Source organism: Haemophilus influenzae (assembly GCF_019703545.1).
Taxonomy (GTDB): Bacteria; Pseudomonadota; Gammaproteobacteria; order Enterobacterales; family Pasteurellaceae; genus Haemophilus; species Haemophilus influenzae_E.
Genome location: NZ_AP018771.1, coordinates 267,669 through 284,271, shown reverse-complemented (window position 1 = coordinate 284,271; position 16,603 = coordinate 267,669). Strand labels below are relative to the sequence as shown.

Here is a 16,603-nt window from a genome sequence, read left to right as displayed (position 1 = left end):
CTATGATTTGGATATTTTTTGTCATCGCACTTTTCTTGGTAACTGGATTGACTCTATATGCAATCCGTTTATTAAAGCAGTTAAAAGTTCAAAAGGAATTGATTGCTAAAGCTAAGAATAATCGGGTTATACGATTAAAAGAGAGCATTGATATTATTGCTCGTGCAATGCAGTCTGGAGAATGTAATCTTTCTGAAGGCGTAATTCGTCTTACTATGCTATTAAGGCCTTTTGGTAAGAATTTATCATCTTATCCTGCGATGGCTAATTTATATGAAGTGGTGCGTGATATGCCTACACATGATGACCGTAAATTACTTGAGAAAAGAGAAAGAATGCGTCTGGATTTAGCTCGAGAAAGTGCAGAAGCACAGTTTGAAAAAAATATTAAACAAGAATTGTATATTTTATTAGAAGATATTAAATCTATTGAGCTAATTTAAATATTATAATTTTAAAGAAAAATGCGCTAAGTCTCTCCTAGCGCATTTTTTATGATTATTTTTAACGATTTTGTTCAAAAAATAATACCGTTGCTGCAACACGAGAATGAACATTTAATTTACGTAATAAATTACGGATATGTACTTTTACGGTTTCTTCTGAAATAAACAGTTGTGCTGCAATTTGTTTGTTTGATAAGCCAGTTGCAATTTGACGAAGTACGCCCATTTCGCGATCCGTTAAGCTGTCTAACGGATTATCTTCGTGAGTACGTTCTAATAATAAATTTTTAATAGAATCACTCAGAATGACTTCGCCTTGTGCTATGCGCTTGATTTGCTCTAGCAATGTATCAGGTTCAGTATCTTTTAACAAATAACCATCTGCACCAGCATCAATTAGAGTATAAATATCATTTTTTGCATCAGATACTGTTAAAATTAAGATTCGTGCATCAACGCCTTCTGCACGTAATCCTTTGAGTGTATCTAACCCAGAAAGTCCTTTCATGTTGAGATCTAAAATGATCACATCAGGTGATGTTTGTAATGCCACAGAAATCCCTTCTGTGCCGCTGCTTACGTCAGCCACTACTTCAAAGTTATCGTCTAATTCTACAAGTTGTTTAATGCCACGACGCATTAACGGATGGTCGTCAATTAATAAAACTTTTAGCTTATCTTGCATAATTTCCCCTTTAGTGGTTAGAAGTCCACTTTAAAAAGCATGACATTTTATAAAGAATTCAATTCTATGCCAATCTAGAATAGAAAAAAATTTGATTTATATCACAAACTTACTATTTGAGGTAGGTTTATTGATGGATAAAAATAGAAAAAGTGCGGTAGAAAAATAGATAATTTTTTACCGCTCTTTTTTAAGATAAGAAATATTAAATGGTCGATTCTAATGCCCAAAGTTCCTGTAAGGTTTCTCGACGACGAATTAGATAGGATTGATCGCCATCTACTAAAACTTCTGCAGTGCGGGCTCTTGAGTTATAGTTTGATGACATACTTGCTCCATAGGCACCAGCAGAACATTGAGCAATATAATCCCCTTCGGCAATTGAAAGTTCCCGTTGTTTGCCTAAGAAATCAGACGTTTCGCAAACTGGTCCCACAACATCATAAATGGCTTTTTCTCTTTCTAAAGTGCGGTCAATTTCTACGATGTTCATATAGGCTTCATACAATGCTGGTCGGCTCATATCGTTCATTCCTGTGTCGGTAATGGCGAAATTACGGCTTTCATTACTTTTTAAGTATTGTACTTTTGCTACTAGAATTCCTGCATTGGCAGAAATTGCTCTGCCAGGTTCAAGAATAATTTCAAGTTCAGGATAATTTTTTAGTTTTTCTAATAATGCATTTGCGTAATCGCTTGGATGCGGTGGTGTTTCATCCGTATAAGTCACGCCTAAACCACCGCCCAGATCGAGATGTTTTAATGTAATTCCATCTTCTTTTAATTGTTCCATTAGGACAATTAATCGATCTGTTGCATCTAAGAATGGTTGTAATTCGGTAAGCTGTGAGCCTATGTGGCAATCCATCCCTGTTATTTTTATGTTTGGTAGCGTTGAGGCTAATTTATACACTTCTCGAGCTTCATTTACGCTTACACCAAATTTATTTTCTTTTAATCCTGTTGAAATATAAGGGTGTGTATGTGCATCAACATCTGGATTTACACGTAAAGAAATAGGTGCGATTTTACCCATTTCTCCTGCGATTTGGTTAATGTGCTTGAGTTCAGAAACTGATTCCACATTAAAGCAACGGATTCCAACTTCTAATGCTCGCATAATTTCTTCTCTAGATTTCGCAACGCCAGAAAAGACCACTTTTGATGCATCGCCACCTGCTGCCAGTACACGCTCAAGTTCGCCTTGCGAGACAATATCGAAACCTGAACCTAGTTTTGCCATGATATTTAATACGCCGATATTTGAGCAAGATTTTACGGCAAAACAAATTAAGTGAGGGTGCTTACCGAAAGCAGAGTTAAAAGCGTGCCAATGACGTTCAAGTGTTGCGCGAGAATATACATAGAGAGGCGTGCCAAATTGTTCAGCAAGTTGTTGAACTGGCATATCTTCGGCATAAAGTTTGTTATGTTTATATTGGAAGAAATTCATGTTGTGTGCCTGTTTTAGTTATTTTGGGAATGATATTAGATAATAGATTATTGAGTTTGTTGAACTTGATCTTTTTCAGGAAAATATAAAGAACCTTTTACGCCGCATCCTGTTGTCACAATGCAAATTGCACTAAGCACTAAAATTGATAGTAGTTTTTTCATTTTTCTCTCTCTTACTTATCGGTAAATCCGCCTTTCACAAGCTTGAGAAAGGCTTTATAATTTGCAGCATTCTATCAGATTTAAACAGGAACATTTTATGAATATTGCAGAATTTCACCAAAATATTGAACATGTTTGGCAAAAAATTGAAGAAGAATTGGAAAACCAAGGCGCAGATGTGGATTGCGAAACGCAAGGTTCAGTATTTACAATCACCTTTGATAATCGCACACAAATAGTGATTAACAAACAGGAACCGCTGCTTGAGCTTTGGATTGCAAGTAAATTAGGTGGTTTTCATTTTGCTTTTAAAAATGGCGACTGGGTTTCTAATGACGGGCAACGTTTTTGGGATTGTTTCGTTGAAGCCTGTGCTGCACATGGCGAGAACGTGCAGTTCTAAAATGCTGGATTCTCCTTTACCATCAAAAATAATAGAAAAACCGACCGCACTTTCTGTTTTGAAATCAATTTTTGGTTATCAATCTTTCCGTAAAGGGCAGGAAGAAGTCATTAATGCCACTTTAAATGGACAAGATGCTTTGGTGGTAATGGCAACGGGGAATGGTAAATCGCTTTGTTACCAAATTCCCGCACTTTGTTTTGATGGTTTAACTTTAGTGATTTCTCCGCTGATTTCCTTGATGAAAGATCAAGTGGATCAGCTGCAAGCTAATGGAATTGAGGCGGATTTTCTTAATTCTAGTCAGACTTTAGAACAGCAGCAACAAGTACAAAATAAGCTTATTTCTGGGCAACTTAAACTACTTTATGTGTCGCCAGAAAAAGTGATGACGAACAGTTTCTTTCAACTTATTTCTTATAGCAAAGTCTGCTTTATTGCGATTGATGAAGCACATTGTATTTCTCAATGGGGGCATGACTTTCGCCCTGAATATACCCAGCTTGGTGGTTTAAAAGCCAGTTTCCCTGATGCGCCGATTATGGCACTTACGGCAACGGCAGATTATGCGACTCAACAAGATATTCTGCGGCATCTTAATCTGAAAAATCTGCACAAATACATTGGTAGTTTTGATCGACCAAATATTCGTTATACCTTGGAAGAAAAATACAAACCTATGGAGCAACTGACACGTTTTGTGTTGGCTCAAAAGGGTAAGAGTGGGATTATTTATTGCAACAGCCGAAACAAGGTTGAACGAATTGCGGAAAGTTTACGCAATAAAGGTGTCTCTGCTGCTGCTTACCACGCGGGAATGGAAACGGCAATTCGTGAACGTGTGCAACAGGATTTTCAGCGTGATAATGTTCAAGTAGTAGTCGCAACCATTGCTTTTGGAATGGGGATTAATAAATCCAATGTGCGCTTTGTTGCCCATTTTGATTTACCACGTAGCATTGAATCTTACTATCAAGAAACAGGTCGAGCAGGACGTGATGATTTGCCTGCCGAGGCGGTTTTGTTTTATGAACCAGCTGATTACGCTTGGTTACAAAAAATTCTCTTAGAAAAACCAGAAACGCCACAGCGTCAGATTGAGCAGCATAAATTAGAAGCTATTGGGGAATTTGCGGAAAGCCAGACTTGTCGCCGTTTAGTTCTTCTCAATTATTTTGGCGAGCATCGACAAACACCATGTAATAACTGTGATATTTGCCTTGATCCTCCTAAAAAATATGATGGTTTAGTCGATGCGCAAAAAGTAATGTCTACTATTTATCGAGTGGGACAATGTTTTGGTGCACATTATGTGATTGCGGTGCTGCGTGGCATGCGCAATCAGAAAATTATTGAACGCCAACATGATAAACTTTCAGTGTATGGCATTGGAAAAGATAAAAGTAAAGAGCATTGGCAGTCTGTCATTCGTCAGCTTATTCATTTGGGTTTTGTGCAACAGGTTATTAGTGAATTAAATCCAACGTTGCAACTTACTGAAAGTGCGAAAGTGATTTTGAAAGGCGAAGAACCGTTAGAATTGGCAATGCCTCGTATTTCTGCAATCAGTAAAATTGCTCATAATCCACAACGTCAAGGTGTTGCAAATTACGATAAGGATTTATTTGCACGCTTGCGTTTCTTACGCAAACAAATTGCCGATAAAGAAAATATTCCGCCGTACATTGTCTTTAATGATGCGACGTTGCAAGAAATGGCACAATATATGCCAACAAGCAATATTGAAATGTTGCAAATTAATGGCGTGGGCTCTATCAAATTAGAGCGGTTTGGGCAGCCGTTTATGGCATTGATTCAAGAACATAAGGTAATTTTGGCGAATGCGCAAAATAATGACTAAGTGTTAAAAGTGCGGTTAAAAATGACCACACTTTTTGTTATACTTGCGCCAATTTTTTCAGTTCTTAGAATTTAAGGTTAAACAATGCGTACAAGTCAATATTTATTTTCCACCCTAAAAGAAACGCCAAATGATGCTCAGGTAGTGAGCCACCAATTAATGTTGCGTGCAGGTATGATTCGCCCAATGGCATCAGGTTTATATAACTGGCTACCGACGGGTATTCGCGTATTGAAAAAAGTGGAAAAAGTTGTTCGCGAAGAGATGAACAAAGGTGGTGCCATTGAGGTATTAATGCCAGTTGTGCAACCTGCGGAATTATGGGAAGAGTCTGGTCGTTGGGAGCAATATGGCCCTGAATTGCTTCGTTTTGAAGACCGCGGAAACCGTAACTTTGTACTTGGGCCAACTCACGAGGAAGTGATTACAGATTTAGTCCGCCGAGAAGTTTCTTCATACAAACAACTCCCACTTAACTTATATCAAATTCAAACGAAATTCCGTGATGAAGTGCGCCCTCGTTTTGGTGTAATGCGTTCGCGTGAATTTATTATGAAAGATGCGTATTCTTTCCACACTACCCAAGAAAGTTTGCAAGCAACCTATGATGTGATGTATCAAGTGTACAGTAACATTTTTAACCGTTTAGGCTTAGATTTCCGTGCGGTGCAAGCGGATACAGGTTCAATCGGGGGGTCAGCTTCTCACGAATTCCAAGTGTTAGCTTCAAGCGGGGAAGATGATGTTGTGTTCTCAACGGAATCGGATTTTGCCGCGAATATTGAGCTTGCAGAAGCAATTGCTATAGGCGAACGCCAAGCTCCAACCGCAGAAATGACCTTGGTGGATACACCAAATGCGAAAACCATTGCGGAGTTAGTAGAACAATTTAATCTGCCGATTGAAAAAACCGTGAAAACCTTGATTGTGAAAGGTGCAGACAAAAATCAACCACTTGTTGCGTTGATTATTCGCGGCGACCATGAATTAAACGAGATCAAAGCACAAAAACACCCGTTAGTGGCAGATCCCCTTGAGTTTGCGGACGAAACTGAAATCAAAGCGAAAATTGGTGCGGGCGTGGGATCGTTAGGTGCGGTAAATCTTAATATTCCTGCAATTATTGACCGCACTGTGGCGTTAATGTCTGATTTTAGTTGTGGTGCGAATATCGATGGAAAACATTACTTCAATGTCAACTGGGAACGCGATGTTGCAATGCCAGAAGTATTTGATTTACGTAATGTTGTTGAAGGCGATCCAAGTCCAGATGGTAAAGGCACGCTTCAAATCAAACGTGGTATTGAAGTGGGACATATTTTCCAATTGGGCAAAAAATACTCTGAAGCGATGAAAGCGACCGTTCAAGGCGAAGACGGTAAACCACTTGTGATGACAATGGGTTGTTACGGTATTGGCGTAACTCGTGTGGTGGCTTCAGCAATTGAACAGCATCATGATGATCGCGGTATCATCTGGCCATCAGACGAAATCGCCCCATTCACTGTGGCGATTGTGCCGATGAATATGCACAAATCTGAAAGCGTACAAAAATACGCTGAAGAACTTTACCGCACTTTACAATCACAAGGCGTTGATGTGATTTTTGATGATCGTAAAGAACGCCCAGGCGTGATGTTTGCCGATATGGAACTTATCGGTGTGCCGCATATGGTAATAATCGGCGAGAAAAACCTAGACAATGGAGAGATTGAATACAAAAACCGCCGTACGGGTGAAAAAGAAATGATTAGTAAAGATCAGCTGCTCAGTGTTTTAAATGAAAAGTTAGGTAATCTCTAATCAGTATTTTATTTTGTATATTGTGACAAAAGAGCGGCTAGAAATAGCCGCTCTTTTTGTTGATCTAACGTTTATATTGAACAATATTTAATCCAAACTAAATGCTCGAATATAAGGAAGTTTTCCTTTTTCTAGCATTTCTTGAATGCCACTTTGATGGTCATTGCTGCCTAAACCTCTTAATTCTAAGGTTATGCCAATGCTATTATCATAAATAATTTCATTACGTGTTTGGTTTTGGTGGTTTGTGACATTGCGTTTTACACCAACACCTGCAGCCCAACAGCAACTGTTATATTGAATGCCTAGATATTGTTCTACAGGTTTGTTTAAAGCCAAATCTTGATAATAGCGTCCTACTACAGCCCAATTATTGGCAATTTCCCAGCCTACAACCAATCCCACTTGTTGGATATCTTGTTTAGCCGATTTACCCAAGTTTTGGTCAATATATTCTTGGTTAGAGTATCGATAATTTAACTGAATTAAATTATTTTTTTCAGGATTATATTCTAGTGATGTATTCGCTAATGATGTTGAATTGGTATGGGTATCAAATTGATAGCTACCACGCCAATGCCATTTATCACTAATTTTCCAATTAGATTCTAATGCCCAAGCAGATGATGAAGTCGGGGTTTTATTTGCTGGGTTTTCATCAATACGAGAATTACTTAAGTAATAAATTTGACCAGCTGATAAATTAAAGCGTTCTTCGCCATCAATATCATAAAAATGCGTTGTACCACCCAAGGTAACTTGATTCGCCGATGAAATTCGGTCTAAACCACTATAACGGTGATCGCGGAATAGCGAATAGTAATCTTGTTGTACTAATGCTGAGTCGTAACCAAATCCTAAATATTCATTATTAAGTGTTGAACCAATATTGCTTTGATTTCGGTAAGGACGATATAAATACTGTACGTGCGGTTCAAAAGTTTGTGTATAGTCTTTTAAGAACTTTGTATCACGCACTAATACGCTTTGTAAATCAACTTTAAATTGTGGAATAACTCGATTTACAGTTTTTTGTACGTCCTCTGCATTTTTTCCTGAACCTTTTTTCTGCTCGTAGCGAGTCGCATAAAGTTTCGTTTCAATATTCAAACTGCCGTATTTATTTGACATTAAAGAATTTAGGCTAGGCTCTGCATGGAAACGCCATGCAGTTGGCATCAATTCACTGTCATTATCAAAACGAACTGCTTGTGAATGTAATTTGAAATTTAACCATCCATTCGCCAAATCATATTTGTGATAGTTGAAATCTAATTGTGGTACTGCACGGTAAGGGCCGATTTTTACAATATCATCAAAAATTTGGAACTGACGCGCAGAAAGAGAAAAATTATAATTGGGTTGGTAATAGGCTATACGAGCATATTGGTTCGCATAACCATCTGTACTGCGTCCATAAATAGAATCAAAATCGTTGAAATAACGTTTATCGCTTACTCGGGTGTAATCAATATTTAGACGCCAATTTTGTAAAAAACTAGAATTGTGATTCCAATAGAACAAATGACGTTTTCGATTATTACTAGCATATTCAGAGTAACGATCGCCACCTAGATATTCGCCCGCCACTTTACCTTCGCCAATAGAGGTTAAATAGCGAAATTCCCCATTTGCTTGCCAACCACGGCGAGACATATATTTTGGGGTAAAAGTAAGATCGTAATTAGGTGCGATATTCCAATAAATGGGTTGTGCATACCAAAGGCCATCTCGGCTAGATGTCCCCACACTTGGAATCAATAAGCCAGAACGACGACGATCTCCAATGGGTAATTGTAAGTAAGGGGTATAAAAGACGGGAACGCCATGTACTTTGAAACGAGCATGCCACATTTCAGCATATTCTTCTTTCACGTATTGACGGATTTCTGACGCATCTACTGCCCAAGCATTGTCGCCGTGCAAACAGGACGTAAAGGTTGCATTCTTCATTACACGATAATTATTATGCAGTGTTATATTATCAGCTTTGCCACGTCCCTGACGACCGACAAATTCATATTCTGAATTTGTTAAATTGCCATCGTGACTATCTAAATTAAACTCTGCATCGTTACCCAACATATTGATTTGATTATCTTTATAATCAAATCCATTGCGGACATAAGCCATACGCAAAGGCGTTGGCTGGTTTCCAGATTGTTTTACCTGCACGGATTGCGCTAACAAATGGCGATTGCCTTGTTTCAAATCTACATTACCTTGATAGGTAGCATCATTTGGCTGATTAATTTCTGCATTATCCGCTTCAATATATACAGGCAGAGAATTCACATCACCCGTCACGACTTCACCTCTAAATTTTGGCACGCCCATTAAACATTGTTCATGCAAATCCGCCAAACTTTGTTGGCTATAAAGTGCGGTCAAAATAGCAAGTGAAATTAAAGTGTGTTTTTTATTCATCGTCTTGTTTTAATTTGTCAGAAAATTGGTCAGATTATACTGGAAAAAGCGCAAGGCGAGTAATATTTTTCAAGAAGCGATTAATAGAATATCCACTGGGTTATGATTAAATTTTTTGTCTATTGAACCATCAATACGCCAAGACAGCCCATATCTTCTAACATTAAATTCGATACTCCAAATAAGAATGGGTAGTTGCCAGAAGATACTTGATCAAATTTCACTAAAATTTGAGTTTTGTTTTTTACCCAAACTGTATCTTTCCAAGCTAATTCTTCTGCTTGAAATTGATGTTCTCCTTGGCTTTCCACCACAAATTTGGCACCTTGAATAGTAAATCCAACAGGTAAACTTGCATTTAAAATCCAGCGTTCAATGGTGCCTTTACGAGCCATAACATCAACCTTGCGTGGGTCAAAACGTCTTTGGTTTATTAAACCGTTTGTGACATCAATATTAAATTCTCGAGTTTGTGCAACGGCTTGTTGTAACATTGCTGGCGCATCCGTTTCGAAAGTTAGATTCGGTTGTTTATTAAATGCTGACATTTCTCCCTTGGCACGCAATTCAAGGACGGTGTTATCTGCCAGTTCATCGCCTGAGAACAACATATTTTTAATTTTGTCGTACAAGCTACGTTTACTTCCGCTAATGAGAGATACGTTGTCAATTTCATTCATATTAACGAGTATTTCTGCACGTTCTCCTGGCGAGAGAACCAAAGATTTGACCGATTTAGCTTTTGGTAAGAAACCTAAATCTTGTGCAATAAGCAGCATTTCTTGATCATTATCCAAGCGTAAATCATAAGCACGAGCCAATGATGCATTGAGCAAACGTAAACGAATCCAACCCCGTGCGACATCTAAATATGGCGCTTCAATACCATTCACTAATAAGCGATTGCCTACAAAGTGCGGTTGATTTTGTTTGAATAATTGGAGACCATCATTGTTAAATTCCATATCTTGTAAAATCAATGGAATGTCATCTACGCCGTATTTATTGGGAAGATTCGCTTTTAGGCTTTGTTCATCTTCAATTAACCACATTCCAACTAAGCCACGATAGGTTTGATAGGCTGAATTGGCTAATGTCGCAGAACGATACCAACAGCTTGCTGCGGGTTGTTCAATAGGCACGATGGGCGCCCAAGACTCGCCTTTTTTGAGAACTCGAGCTGCCCCGCCAAACAGTTCGCCTGATGCTTGTAAACCTTGAATAGATAAAGCAACTGATTGTGGCAAATTGTTATGATAATTAAGTTTGGCAAAGCTACCTGATTTGATTTTAATGGTAGGGCCAAGATAATTACCGTTGAATCCCCATACTGTCACATTGTGTGAGCCATCTAACGGATAATTCATTTCCTGCATTGTTAATACAATCGGGCGACCGCGACGGACTTCAATTAGTGGCGGCACAACTAGTTTTTCACGGCTTGCCGCTAACAATGGTGCTGGCACTGTGGAAAGTGCGGTAGAAATTGCAGCTGTTTTTAATAATTGACGGCGGGACAGGCGTGGCATTTTAGTTTCCTTTTGCTATCTCTTCATCAAGTTCGGCAATGCGTTTTTCCATTAGATCATGACAATAAGCCGCAAGATCTCGAACATTGTCTTTGGTATAGCCTGAAACATCAATCGGCTCCATTATTTCGCAAATCACTTTGCCATTATCCCAACGATTTAAATTAATTTTGTTATGGGTGGTTGAACACACCACTGGAATAATCGGTACACCTGCTGAAATTGCCGCATGAAATGCACCCGTTTTAAAGGGTAATAAACTGCGGCCACGACTGCGAGTGCCTTCTGGGAACATCCAAATAGATAAATTATCTTCATTAATTCTTTGTGCGAGTTGCGACATTGTACTGTGTGCTTTTGTGCGGTTTTCTCTATCCAAGAAAATATTGCCCGTTACCCAATATAAAATGCCGAAGAAGGGGATCCAAATTAAACTTTTTTTACCCACGCTTACTGTACGAGGTTGCACCATATAAGAGATTGTCACCATATCATAATTATTTTGATGATTACCGATATAAATGGCACGGCCAATCTGCTCTTGATTTTGAGGAACACGATGTTCTACTTTTAAGCCAAAAAGTGGATATAAACGCCCAAACCAACGAGCAACAATGCCTACGTTGCTTGGATTTTTAAAACGGATAAAAGAATAAATCGTACCCAGTACACAAATTAGAATACAGCAGATTAATACAAGGAAAATTCGAAGTAGTTTTAACATAAGGATGCCCTATACAAAATTTCGTTAAAGTATAGCAAATTCGATCTCAATATGTGCTAATCTAAACAAAAATCGTGGAATTTTTATGAAACATAGCTATTTTATTTCTGATTTGCATTTAAGCGAAACTCAGCCAGAATTGACCGCACTTTTTGTCGATTTTATGCAGAATCTTGCACCACAGGCTGAACGGCTTTACATTTTGGGTGATCTTTTTGATTTTTGGATTGGTGATGACGAGCAGTCTACATTGATTCAACAAGTTAAAGATTTAATTAAGTCTGTAAGTAATCAAGGTGTGCAATGTTATTTTCAGCACGGTAACCGTGATTTCTTGATTGGCGAACGTTTTTCAAAAGAAACAGGGATTCAGTTTTTACCTGATTATCAACTAATCACACTTTATGATAAAAAAATCTTACTTTGTCATGGTGATACACTTTGCATTGATGACGTGGCTTATCAACAGTTTCGTCGTAGAGTTCATCAAAAATGGCTACAACGTTTGTTTTTGTGCTTGCCATTAAAAGTGCGGTTGAAAATTGCGGAGAAAATTCGGGCAAAGAGTAATCAAGATAAACAAGCCAAATCACAGGAAATTATGGATGTAAACCAAGCCTTTACGACAGAAAAACTACAAGAGTTTGGAGTGAATTTATTAATTCACGGACACACACACCGTGAGGCAATTCATCAACAAGAAGGATTTACCCGAATTGTATTAGGGGATTGGCGAAAAAATTATGCATCAATTTTAAAAATTGATGAAAGCGGAGAATTTGGTTTTATTAAAGATTAGAAGTGCGGTAAAGCAAAAACTCGTTATTTTACTTAATGATACTAGAATAATATTTATCCATAAAATCGTACCTAAAAGCTGGCGGATAAGCCCAACTTTTAGATACAGATAAAAGTGCGGTTAATTTAGGATTAGTTTTCTTTCGGTAAGCGAAGCAACGCGTAAATTAATCCTCCCCACAATAAGGTAAGGGCTATGATCATCATAATAATTGCACCAGTAGTCATTTTATTCTCCTTTAGTTTCATCAATCGTTAATTTGGTTTCGCTTTTCCATTTTAAGCGAGAAAGGAAAAATGCCACGATAAGTAAGCTAATCGACATCCCCCAACCAAAGGTGTTTACAAACCAGTTTGGATAACCTTCGTAACCTTCAGAGAAGACTTTTGCCCCTTCACTGAAAAGCATAAATGCTAAAACACCACTCGTTAATACAATGCATAAACGCCAGAAGAAACCCACTTTGAAAGATGAAGTTTCATTTAAGTGATTACCCAATAAACCGAGTTTTTCATTTGCCACAATCGCAATTAAAGAAGCAAATGCTACGGCAACGATACCGAAATAGTTCACGAATTTATCGAACACATCTAACATTGGTAAGCCTGTTGTCGTGCCGAATAAGATGACAGAAACTATCATCATCGGTACACCCACGATGAATGTCACTTTTCCACGGCTAATACGAATTTTATCTTGAATTGCGGAAATAATTACTTCGATAACTGAGATGAATGAAGTTAATGCCGCAAAGGTTAATGAGCCGAAGAACAACACGCCTAGCACTTCGCCAAATGGTGCTTTGTTGATGATGGTTGGGAACGCAAAAAATGCTAAACCAATTCCGCCTTTTGCCACTTCACTGACTTCTTGACCTTGTGCTGTTGCAATAAAACCTAATGCTGCAAATACGCCGATACCCGCTAACACTTCAAAGCTACTGTTAGCAAAACCTACAACCAAGCCACTTCCCGTTAAATCGGATTGTTTTTTGAGATAAGAGGCATAAGTCACCATAATCCCAAAGCCGATTGAAAGAGAGAAGAAGATTTGTCCATAAGCGGCAATCCATACACTTGGATTAGAAAGTTTCGACCAATCTGGTGTAAATAATGCATCTAAACCTTTTGCTGCGCCGGGTAAGAATAAGGAATAAATCACAAGTGCCATAAACATCACAACAAGCACTGGCATTAATACAGAGGATACCTTAGCAATTCCTTTTTGGATGCCCATAGAAAGTACGCCTAAGGCAACAATCCACATAGCAATTAATGGTGCGGTTACCATACCAACAAATTCAAAGCTGATACCGTTTTTAATATCGCCCATTTTTAAAAATTCGCTGATGAAGAAATCAATGGGTTTATCGCCCCAAGCTCCAGTGAAAGAAAAATATGTGTAGCTTGCTGCCCAGCCTAATACTACAGCGTAATATAATCCGATGATGACATTCACCATCATTTGCCACCAGCCAAACACTTCAAAGTGCGGGCTAAAACGACGATAAGAAAGTGGCGCACCACCACGATGACGGTGCCCAATGGCATAATCTAAGAATAAAAGAGGAATCCCTGCGGTTAACAACGCGATAAGGTAAGGGATAATAAATGCGCCACCACCGTTTTCATAAGTGGTGTAAGGAAAACGCCAAATATTACCAAGACCAACGGCAGAACCAATTGCTGCCAGAATAAATGCGCGACGACCAGAAAAAGTCTCACGTTTTTGTGCTTTTGGGGCTGAGTGAGCCATAAATTATCCTATGTAAAAAATGAAAAGAGTTTCAATATAATGAAATCTAATCATCAGTCAATAAATAAGCCAAAAGAGCGGTAAAAATTCACGAATTTTTTAGGGGAAGAACAGGAATATTCAAAGCAAGCCAATTTTCACCGCACTTTTTTCGTTTTTTTTCGTGCCAAGCCCTACCAATGACTCGAAATTTCGCTACAATGCTGAACTTATCCCAAAATAAAAACAACAGGACGCAAACACAATGACAGGCGCACAACTCATTATGGCGTGCTTGAAAGCACACCATGTCACGACTCTTTTCGGCTATCCTGGTGGCGCAATTATGCCAACCTACGATGCCCTTTATGACGCAGGCTTAGATTACTTACTTTGTCGTAATGAACAAGGGGCTGCAATGGCTTCTAATCGCAAACCAAATAATGCGGTAATTTGTACTGATGTGGGGCAGCATAAAATGTGGTCAGCGCAACACATGTTACGCGTAGCACGTCACTGCGGATTTACCGTTACAACAATGGAAATGACACTCATTGAAACCCAAGTGCGGTTAAAAATCACCGTAAAATCTGACCGCACTTTAGATCTATTAGTGAATCAGTTGGTTAAGCTGCCGGATGTTTTAATGGTTAATTAATCATACAAACGAACCCTAAATTTTACTCGGAGAGATTATTTATGCCAAAACTACGTTCAGCGACCAGCACACAAGGTCGTAATATGGCAGGTGCACGTGCCTTATGGCGTGCAACAGGAATGAAAGAAAATGACTTTGGTAAACCGATTATTGCGGTGGTAAACTCTTTCACGCAATTCGTACCAGGGCATGTGCATTTAAAAGATATGGGACAGCTTGTTGCTGCAGAAATTGAAAAAGCGGGCGGCGTAGCAAAAGAATTTAACACCATTGCGGTGGATGATGGTATCGCAATGGGTCACGGTGGAATGCTTTATTCTTTACCAAGCCGTGATTTAATCGCTGATAGCGTGGAATATATGGTCAATGCGCACTGTGCTGATGCGATGGTGTGTATTTCCAACTGTGACAAAATCACCCCAGGAATGTTAATGGCGGCAATGCGTTTAAATATTCCAACTATCTTCGTTTCAGGCGGCCCGATGGAAGCAGGTAAAACTAAACTTTCTAATCAATTAATCCGCTTAGATTTAGTAGATGCGATGATTGAGGCAGCCGATCCGAATGTGTCAGATGAACGTATTGATGCCATCGAACGCAGTGCGTGTCCAACTTGTGGTTCTTGCTCTGGCATGTTTACCGCTAACTCAATGAACTGCTTAACTGAAGCCTTAGGTTTATCTTTACCTGGTAATGGTTCTATGTTGGCGACTCATGCTGACCGCAAAGAATTATTCTTAAAAGCAGGCCGTCAAATTGTCGAGCTTTGCAAACGTTATTACGAACAAGATGATGCAAGCGTATTGCCTCGTTCAATCGGTACTTTTGATGCCTTTGAAAATGCAATGAGCCTCGATATCGCAATGGGTGGTTCAAGTAACACTGTTTTACACTTATTAGCGGCAGCACAAGAAGCAGGCGTGGATTTTAAAATGGAAGATATTGACCGTTTATCGCGCAAAGTGCCTTGTTTAAGCAAAATTGCACCAAACACCAATAAATATCATATGGAAGACGTACACCGTGCAGGCGGTATTATGGGATTGTTGGGTGAATTAGATCGCGCTGGATTAATTCATAAAAATACACACACCGTGCTTGGAATGAGCATGGGAGAACAACTAGACCAATACGATATTATTCGCAATCAAGATGAAGAATTACATAAATTCTTCCGTGCAGGTCCTGCAGGTATCCGCACAACTCAAGCATTCTCACAAGATTGTCGCTGGGATACCGTCGATAATGATCGTGTAAACGGTTGTATTCGCAATAAAGAAAATGCAATTTCGCAAGAAGGTGGCTTAGCCGTATTATTCGGTAATCTCGCTGAAGACGGATGTATTGTTAAAACCGCTGGTGTAGATGAATCTATTTGGAAATTCACTGGCACGGCAATCGTATTTGAAAGCCAAGAAGATGCGGTTGCAGGCATTTTAGGTGGCAAAGTCAAAGAAGGTCATATCGTTGTTATCCGTTACGAAGGCCCTAAAGGCGGACCAGGTATGCAAGAAATGTTGTATCCAACCAGTTACTTAAAATCGATGGGCTTGGGCAAAAAATGTGCTTTATTAACGGACGGCCGTTTCTCTGGTGGTACATCAGGCTTGTCTATTGGACATGCCTCGCCAGAAGCTGCTTCTGGCGGTGCAATTGGCTTAGTACGCGATGGCGATATTATCAACATTGATATTCCAAATCGTGCAATTAACTTAGAAATGAGTAATGATGAACTCGCAGCACGCAGAGCCGAACAAGATCAAAAAGGTTGGCAGCCAGCTCACCGTGAGCGTGAAGTCTCTTTCGCATTGAAAGTATTCGGCCACTTTGCGACCTCAGCGGACAAAGGTGCGGTACGCGATAAAACATTATTAAAATAATTTAACGGTTCCCCCTCCTTCATAAGAGGGGGATAAA

Annotated in this window: 15 protein-coding genes; 7 read left to right on the top strand and 8 right to left on the bottom strand. The window is 39.1% G+C overall.

Annotated elements, in window-relative coordinates; translation table 11 throughout:
• The first annotated feature begins 2 nt into the window (after positions 1–2).
• Positions 3–443 (top strand): DUF2489 domain-containing protein, encoded by a 441-nt coding sequence (locus K6J66_RS01415; protein WP_005648547.1) that lies wholly within the window; start codon positions 3–5, stop codon positions 441–443.
• Between the two features lie 61 nt (positions 444–504).
• Here K6J66_RS01415 and K6J66_RS01410 read toward each other — a convergent pair whose 3' ends face one another.
• From K6J66_RS01410 to lptM, 3 genes are all read right to left on the bottom strand, one after another.
• Positions 505–1,131: a response regulator gene (locus K6J66_RS01410; RefSeq protein ID WP_005652269.1), complete on the bottom strand. Its 627-nt coding sequence runs from the start codon at positions 1,129–1,131 to the stop codon at positions 505–507.
• A gap of 205 nt (positions 1,132–1,336) precedes the next feature.
• Positions 1,337–2,584, bottom strand: coding sequence for a diaminopimelate decarboxylase (gene lysA, locus K6J66_RS01405; protein WP_038440224.1), 1,248 nt, complete (start codon positions 2,582–2,584; stop codon positions 1,337–1,339).
• A gap of 47 nt (positions 2,585–2,631) precedes the next feature.
• Positions 2,632–2,748, bottom strand: a complete 117-nt coding sequence (gene lptM / locus K6J66_RS01400; RefSeq protein ID WP_005665069.1) for an LPS translocon maturation chaperone LptM — start codon at positions 2,746–2,748, stop codon at positions 2,632–2,634.
• A gap of 97 nt (positions 2,749–2,845) precedes the next feature.
• On the opposite strand from lptM, the gene cyaY reads away from it, so the two are divergent.
• From cyaY to proS, 3 genes are all read left to right on the top strand, one after another.
• The gene (gene cyaY, locus K6J66_RS01395; protein ID WP_005665067.1) at positions 2,846–3,151 is read left to right on the top strand and encodes an iron donor protein CyaY; all 306 of its coding nucleotides are present in this window, start codon (positions 2,846–2,848) and stop codon (positions 3,149–3,151) included.
• 1 nt (position 3,152) lies between these two features.
• Positions 3,153–5,012, top strand: coding sequence for a DNA helicase RecQ (gene recQ / locus K6J66_RS01390; protein WP_038440223.1), 1,860 nt, complete (start codon positions 3,153–3,155; stop codon positions 5,010–5,012).
• 84 nt (positions 5,013–5,096) lie between these two features.
• The gene (proS, locus tag K6J66_RS01385) at positions 5,097–6,815 is read left to right on the top strand and encodes a proline--tRNA ligase (RefSeq protein ID WP_038440222.1); all 1,719 of its coding nucleotides are present in this window, start codon (positions 5,097–5,099) and stop codon (positions 6,813–6,815) included.
• A gap of 87 nt (positions 6,816–6,902) precedes the next feature.
• Here proS and lptD read toward each other — a convergent pair whose 3' ends face one another.
• The 3 genes from lptD to K6J66_RS01370 form a co-directional block, all read right to left on the bottom strand.
• Positions 6,903–9,242 carry an LPS assembly protein LptD gene (lptD, locus tag K6J66_RS01380; RefSeq protein WP_110442590.1) on the bottom strand — a complete coding sequence of 780 codons (2,340 nt, stop codon included), beginning with the start codon at positions 9,240–9,242 and terminating at the stop codon, positions 6,903–6,905.
• Between the two features lie 119 nt (positions 9,243–9,361).
• Positions 9,362–10,771 carry a multicopper oxidase domain-containing protein gene (locus tag K6J66_RS01375; RefSeq protein ID WP_038440220.1) on the bottom strand — a complete coding sequence of 470 codons (1,410 nt, stop codon included), beginning with the start codon at positions 10,769–10,771 and terminating at the stop codon, positions 9,362–9,364.
• A gap of 1 nt (position 10,772) precedes the next feature.
• Complete coding sequence (locus K6J66_RS01370; protein WP_005692671.1) at positions 10,773–11,495, bottom strand: 1-acylglycerol-3-phosphate O-acyltransferase; 723 nt, start codon at positions 11,493–11,495, stop codon at positions 10,773–10,775.
• 85 nt (positions 11,496–11,580) lie between these two features.
• Between K6J66_RS01370 and lpxH the strand changes: the two genes are divergently transcribed.
• Positions 11,581–12,294, top strand: coding sequence for a UDP-2,3-diacylglucosamine diphosphatase (lpxH, locus tag K6J66_RS01365; protein WP_038440219.1), 714 nt, complete (start codon positions 11,581–11,583; stop codon positions 12,292–12,294).
• 131 nt (positions 12,295–12,425) lie between these two features.
• Here lpxH and K6J66_RS01360 read toward each other — a convergent pair whose 3' ends face one another.
• Positions 12,426–12,521, bottom strand: a complete 96-nt coding sequence (locus K6J66_RS01360) for a methionine/alanine import family NSS transporter small subunit (RefSeq protein WP_005648534.1) — start codon at positions 12,519–12,521, stop codon at positions 12,426–12,428.
• A gap of 1 nt (position 12,522) precedes the next feature.
• Positions 12,523–14,049, bottom strand: a complete 1,527-nt coding sequence (locus tag K6J66_RS01355) for a sodium-dependent transporter (protein ID WP_038440218.1) — start codon at positions 14,047–14,049, stop codon at positions 12,523–12,525.
• 244 nt (positions 14,050–14,293) lie between these two features.
• Between K6J66_RS01355 and K6J66_RS01350 the strand changes: the two genes are divergently transcribed.
• Both K6J66_RS01350 and ilvD read left to right on the top strand, forming a co-directional pair.
• Positions 14,294–14,686: an ACT domain-containing protein gene (locus K6J66_RS01350; RefSeq protein ID WP_038440217.1), complete on the top strand. Its 393-nt coding sequence runs from the start codon at positions 14,294–14,296 to the stop codon at positions 14,684–14,686.
• A gap of 41 nt (positions 14,687–14,727) precedes the next feature.
• Positions 14,728–16,566, top strand: a complete 1,839-nt coding sequence (gene ilvD / locus K6J66_RS01345; RefSeq protein ID WP_038440216.1) for a dihydroxy-acid dehydratase — start codon at positions 14,728–14,730, stop codon at positions 16,564–16,566.
• Positions 16,567–16,603: the final 37 nt, after the last annotated feature.

What these genes read in the sequence shown, in the direction of transcription:
- recQ (WP_038440223.1), top strand. Translation starts at nt 3,153, where the DNA reads ATGCTGGATTCTCCTTTACCATCAAAAATAATAGAAAAACCGACCGCA.
- K6J66_RS01360 (WP_005648534.1), bottom strand. Translation starts at nt 12,521, where the DNA reads ATGACTACTGGTGCAATTATTATGATGATCATAGCCCTTACCTTATTG.
- K6J66_RS01355 (WP_038440218.1), bottom strand. Translation starts at nt 14,049, where the DNA reads ATGGCTCACTCAGCCCCAAAAGCACAAAAACGTGAGACTTTTTCTGGT.
- lysA (WP_038440224.1), bottom strand. Translation starts at nt 2,584, where the DNA reads ATGAATTTCTTCCAATATAAACATAACAAACTTTATGCCGAAGATATG.
- lptD (WP_110442590.1), bottom strand. Translation starts at nt 9,242, where the DNA reads ATGAATAAAAAACACACTTTAATTTCACTTGCTATTTTGACCGCACTT.
- K6J66_RS01370 (WP_005692671.1), bottom strand. Translation starts at nt 11,495, where the DNA reads ATGTTAAAACTACTTCGAATTTTCCTTGTATTAATCTGCTGTATTCTA.
- K6J66_RS01350 (WP_038440217.1), top strand. Translation starts at nt 14,294, where the DNA reads ATGACAGGCGCACAACTCATTATGGCGTGCTTGAAAGCACACCATGTC.
- proS (WP_038440222.1), top strand. Translation starts at nt 5,097, where the DNA reads ATGCGTACAAGTCAATATTTATTTTCCACCCTAAAAGAAACGCCAAAT.
- lpxH (WP_038440219.1), top strand. Translation starts at nt 11,581, where the DNA reads ATGAAACATAGCTATTTTATTTCTGATTTGCATTTAAGCGAAACTCAG.
- ilvD (WP_038440216.1), top strand. Translation starts at nt 14,728, where the DNA reads ATGCCAAAACTACGTTCAGCGACCAGCACACAAGGTCGTAATATGGCA.
- K6J66_RS01415 (WP_005648547.1), top strand. Translation starts at nt 3, where the DNA reads ATGATTTGGATATTTTTTGTCATCGCACTTTTCTTGGTAACTGGATTG.
- K6J66_RS01375 (WP_038440220.1), bottom strand. Translation starts at nt 10,771, where the DNA reads ATGCCACGCCTGTCCCGCCGTCAATTATTAAAAACAGCTGCAATTTCT.
- cyaY (WP_005665067.1), top strand. Translation starts at nt 2,846, where the DNA reads ATGAATATTGCAGAATTTCACCAAAATATTGAACATGTTTGGCAAAAA.
- lptM (WP_005665069.1), bottom strand. Translation starts at nt 2,748, where the DNA reads ATGAAAAAACTACTATCAATTTTAGTGCTTAGTGCAATTTGCATTGTG.
- K6J66_RS01410 (WP_005652269.1), bottom strand. Translation starts at nt 1,131, where the DNA reads ATGCAAGATAAGCTAAAAGTTTTATTAATTGACGACCATCCGTTAATG.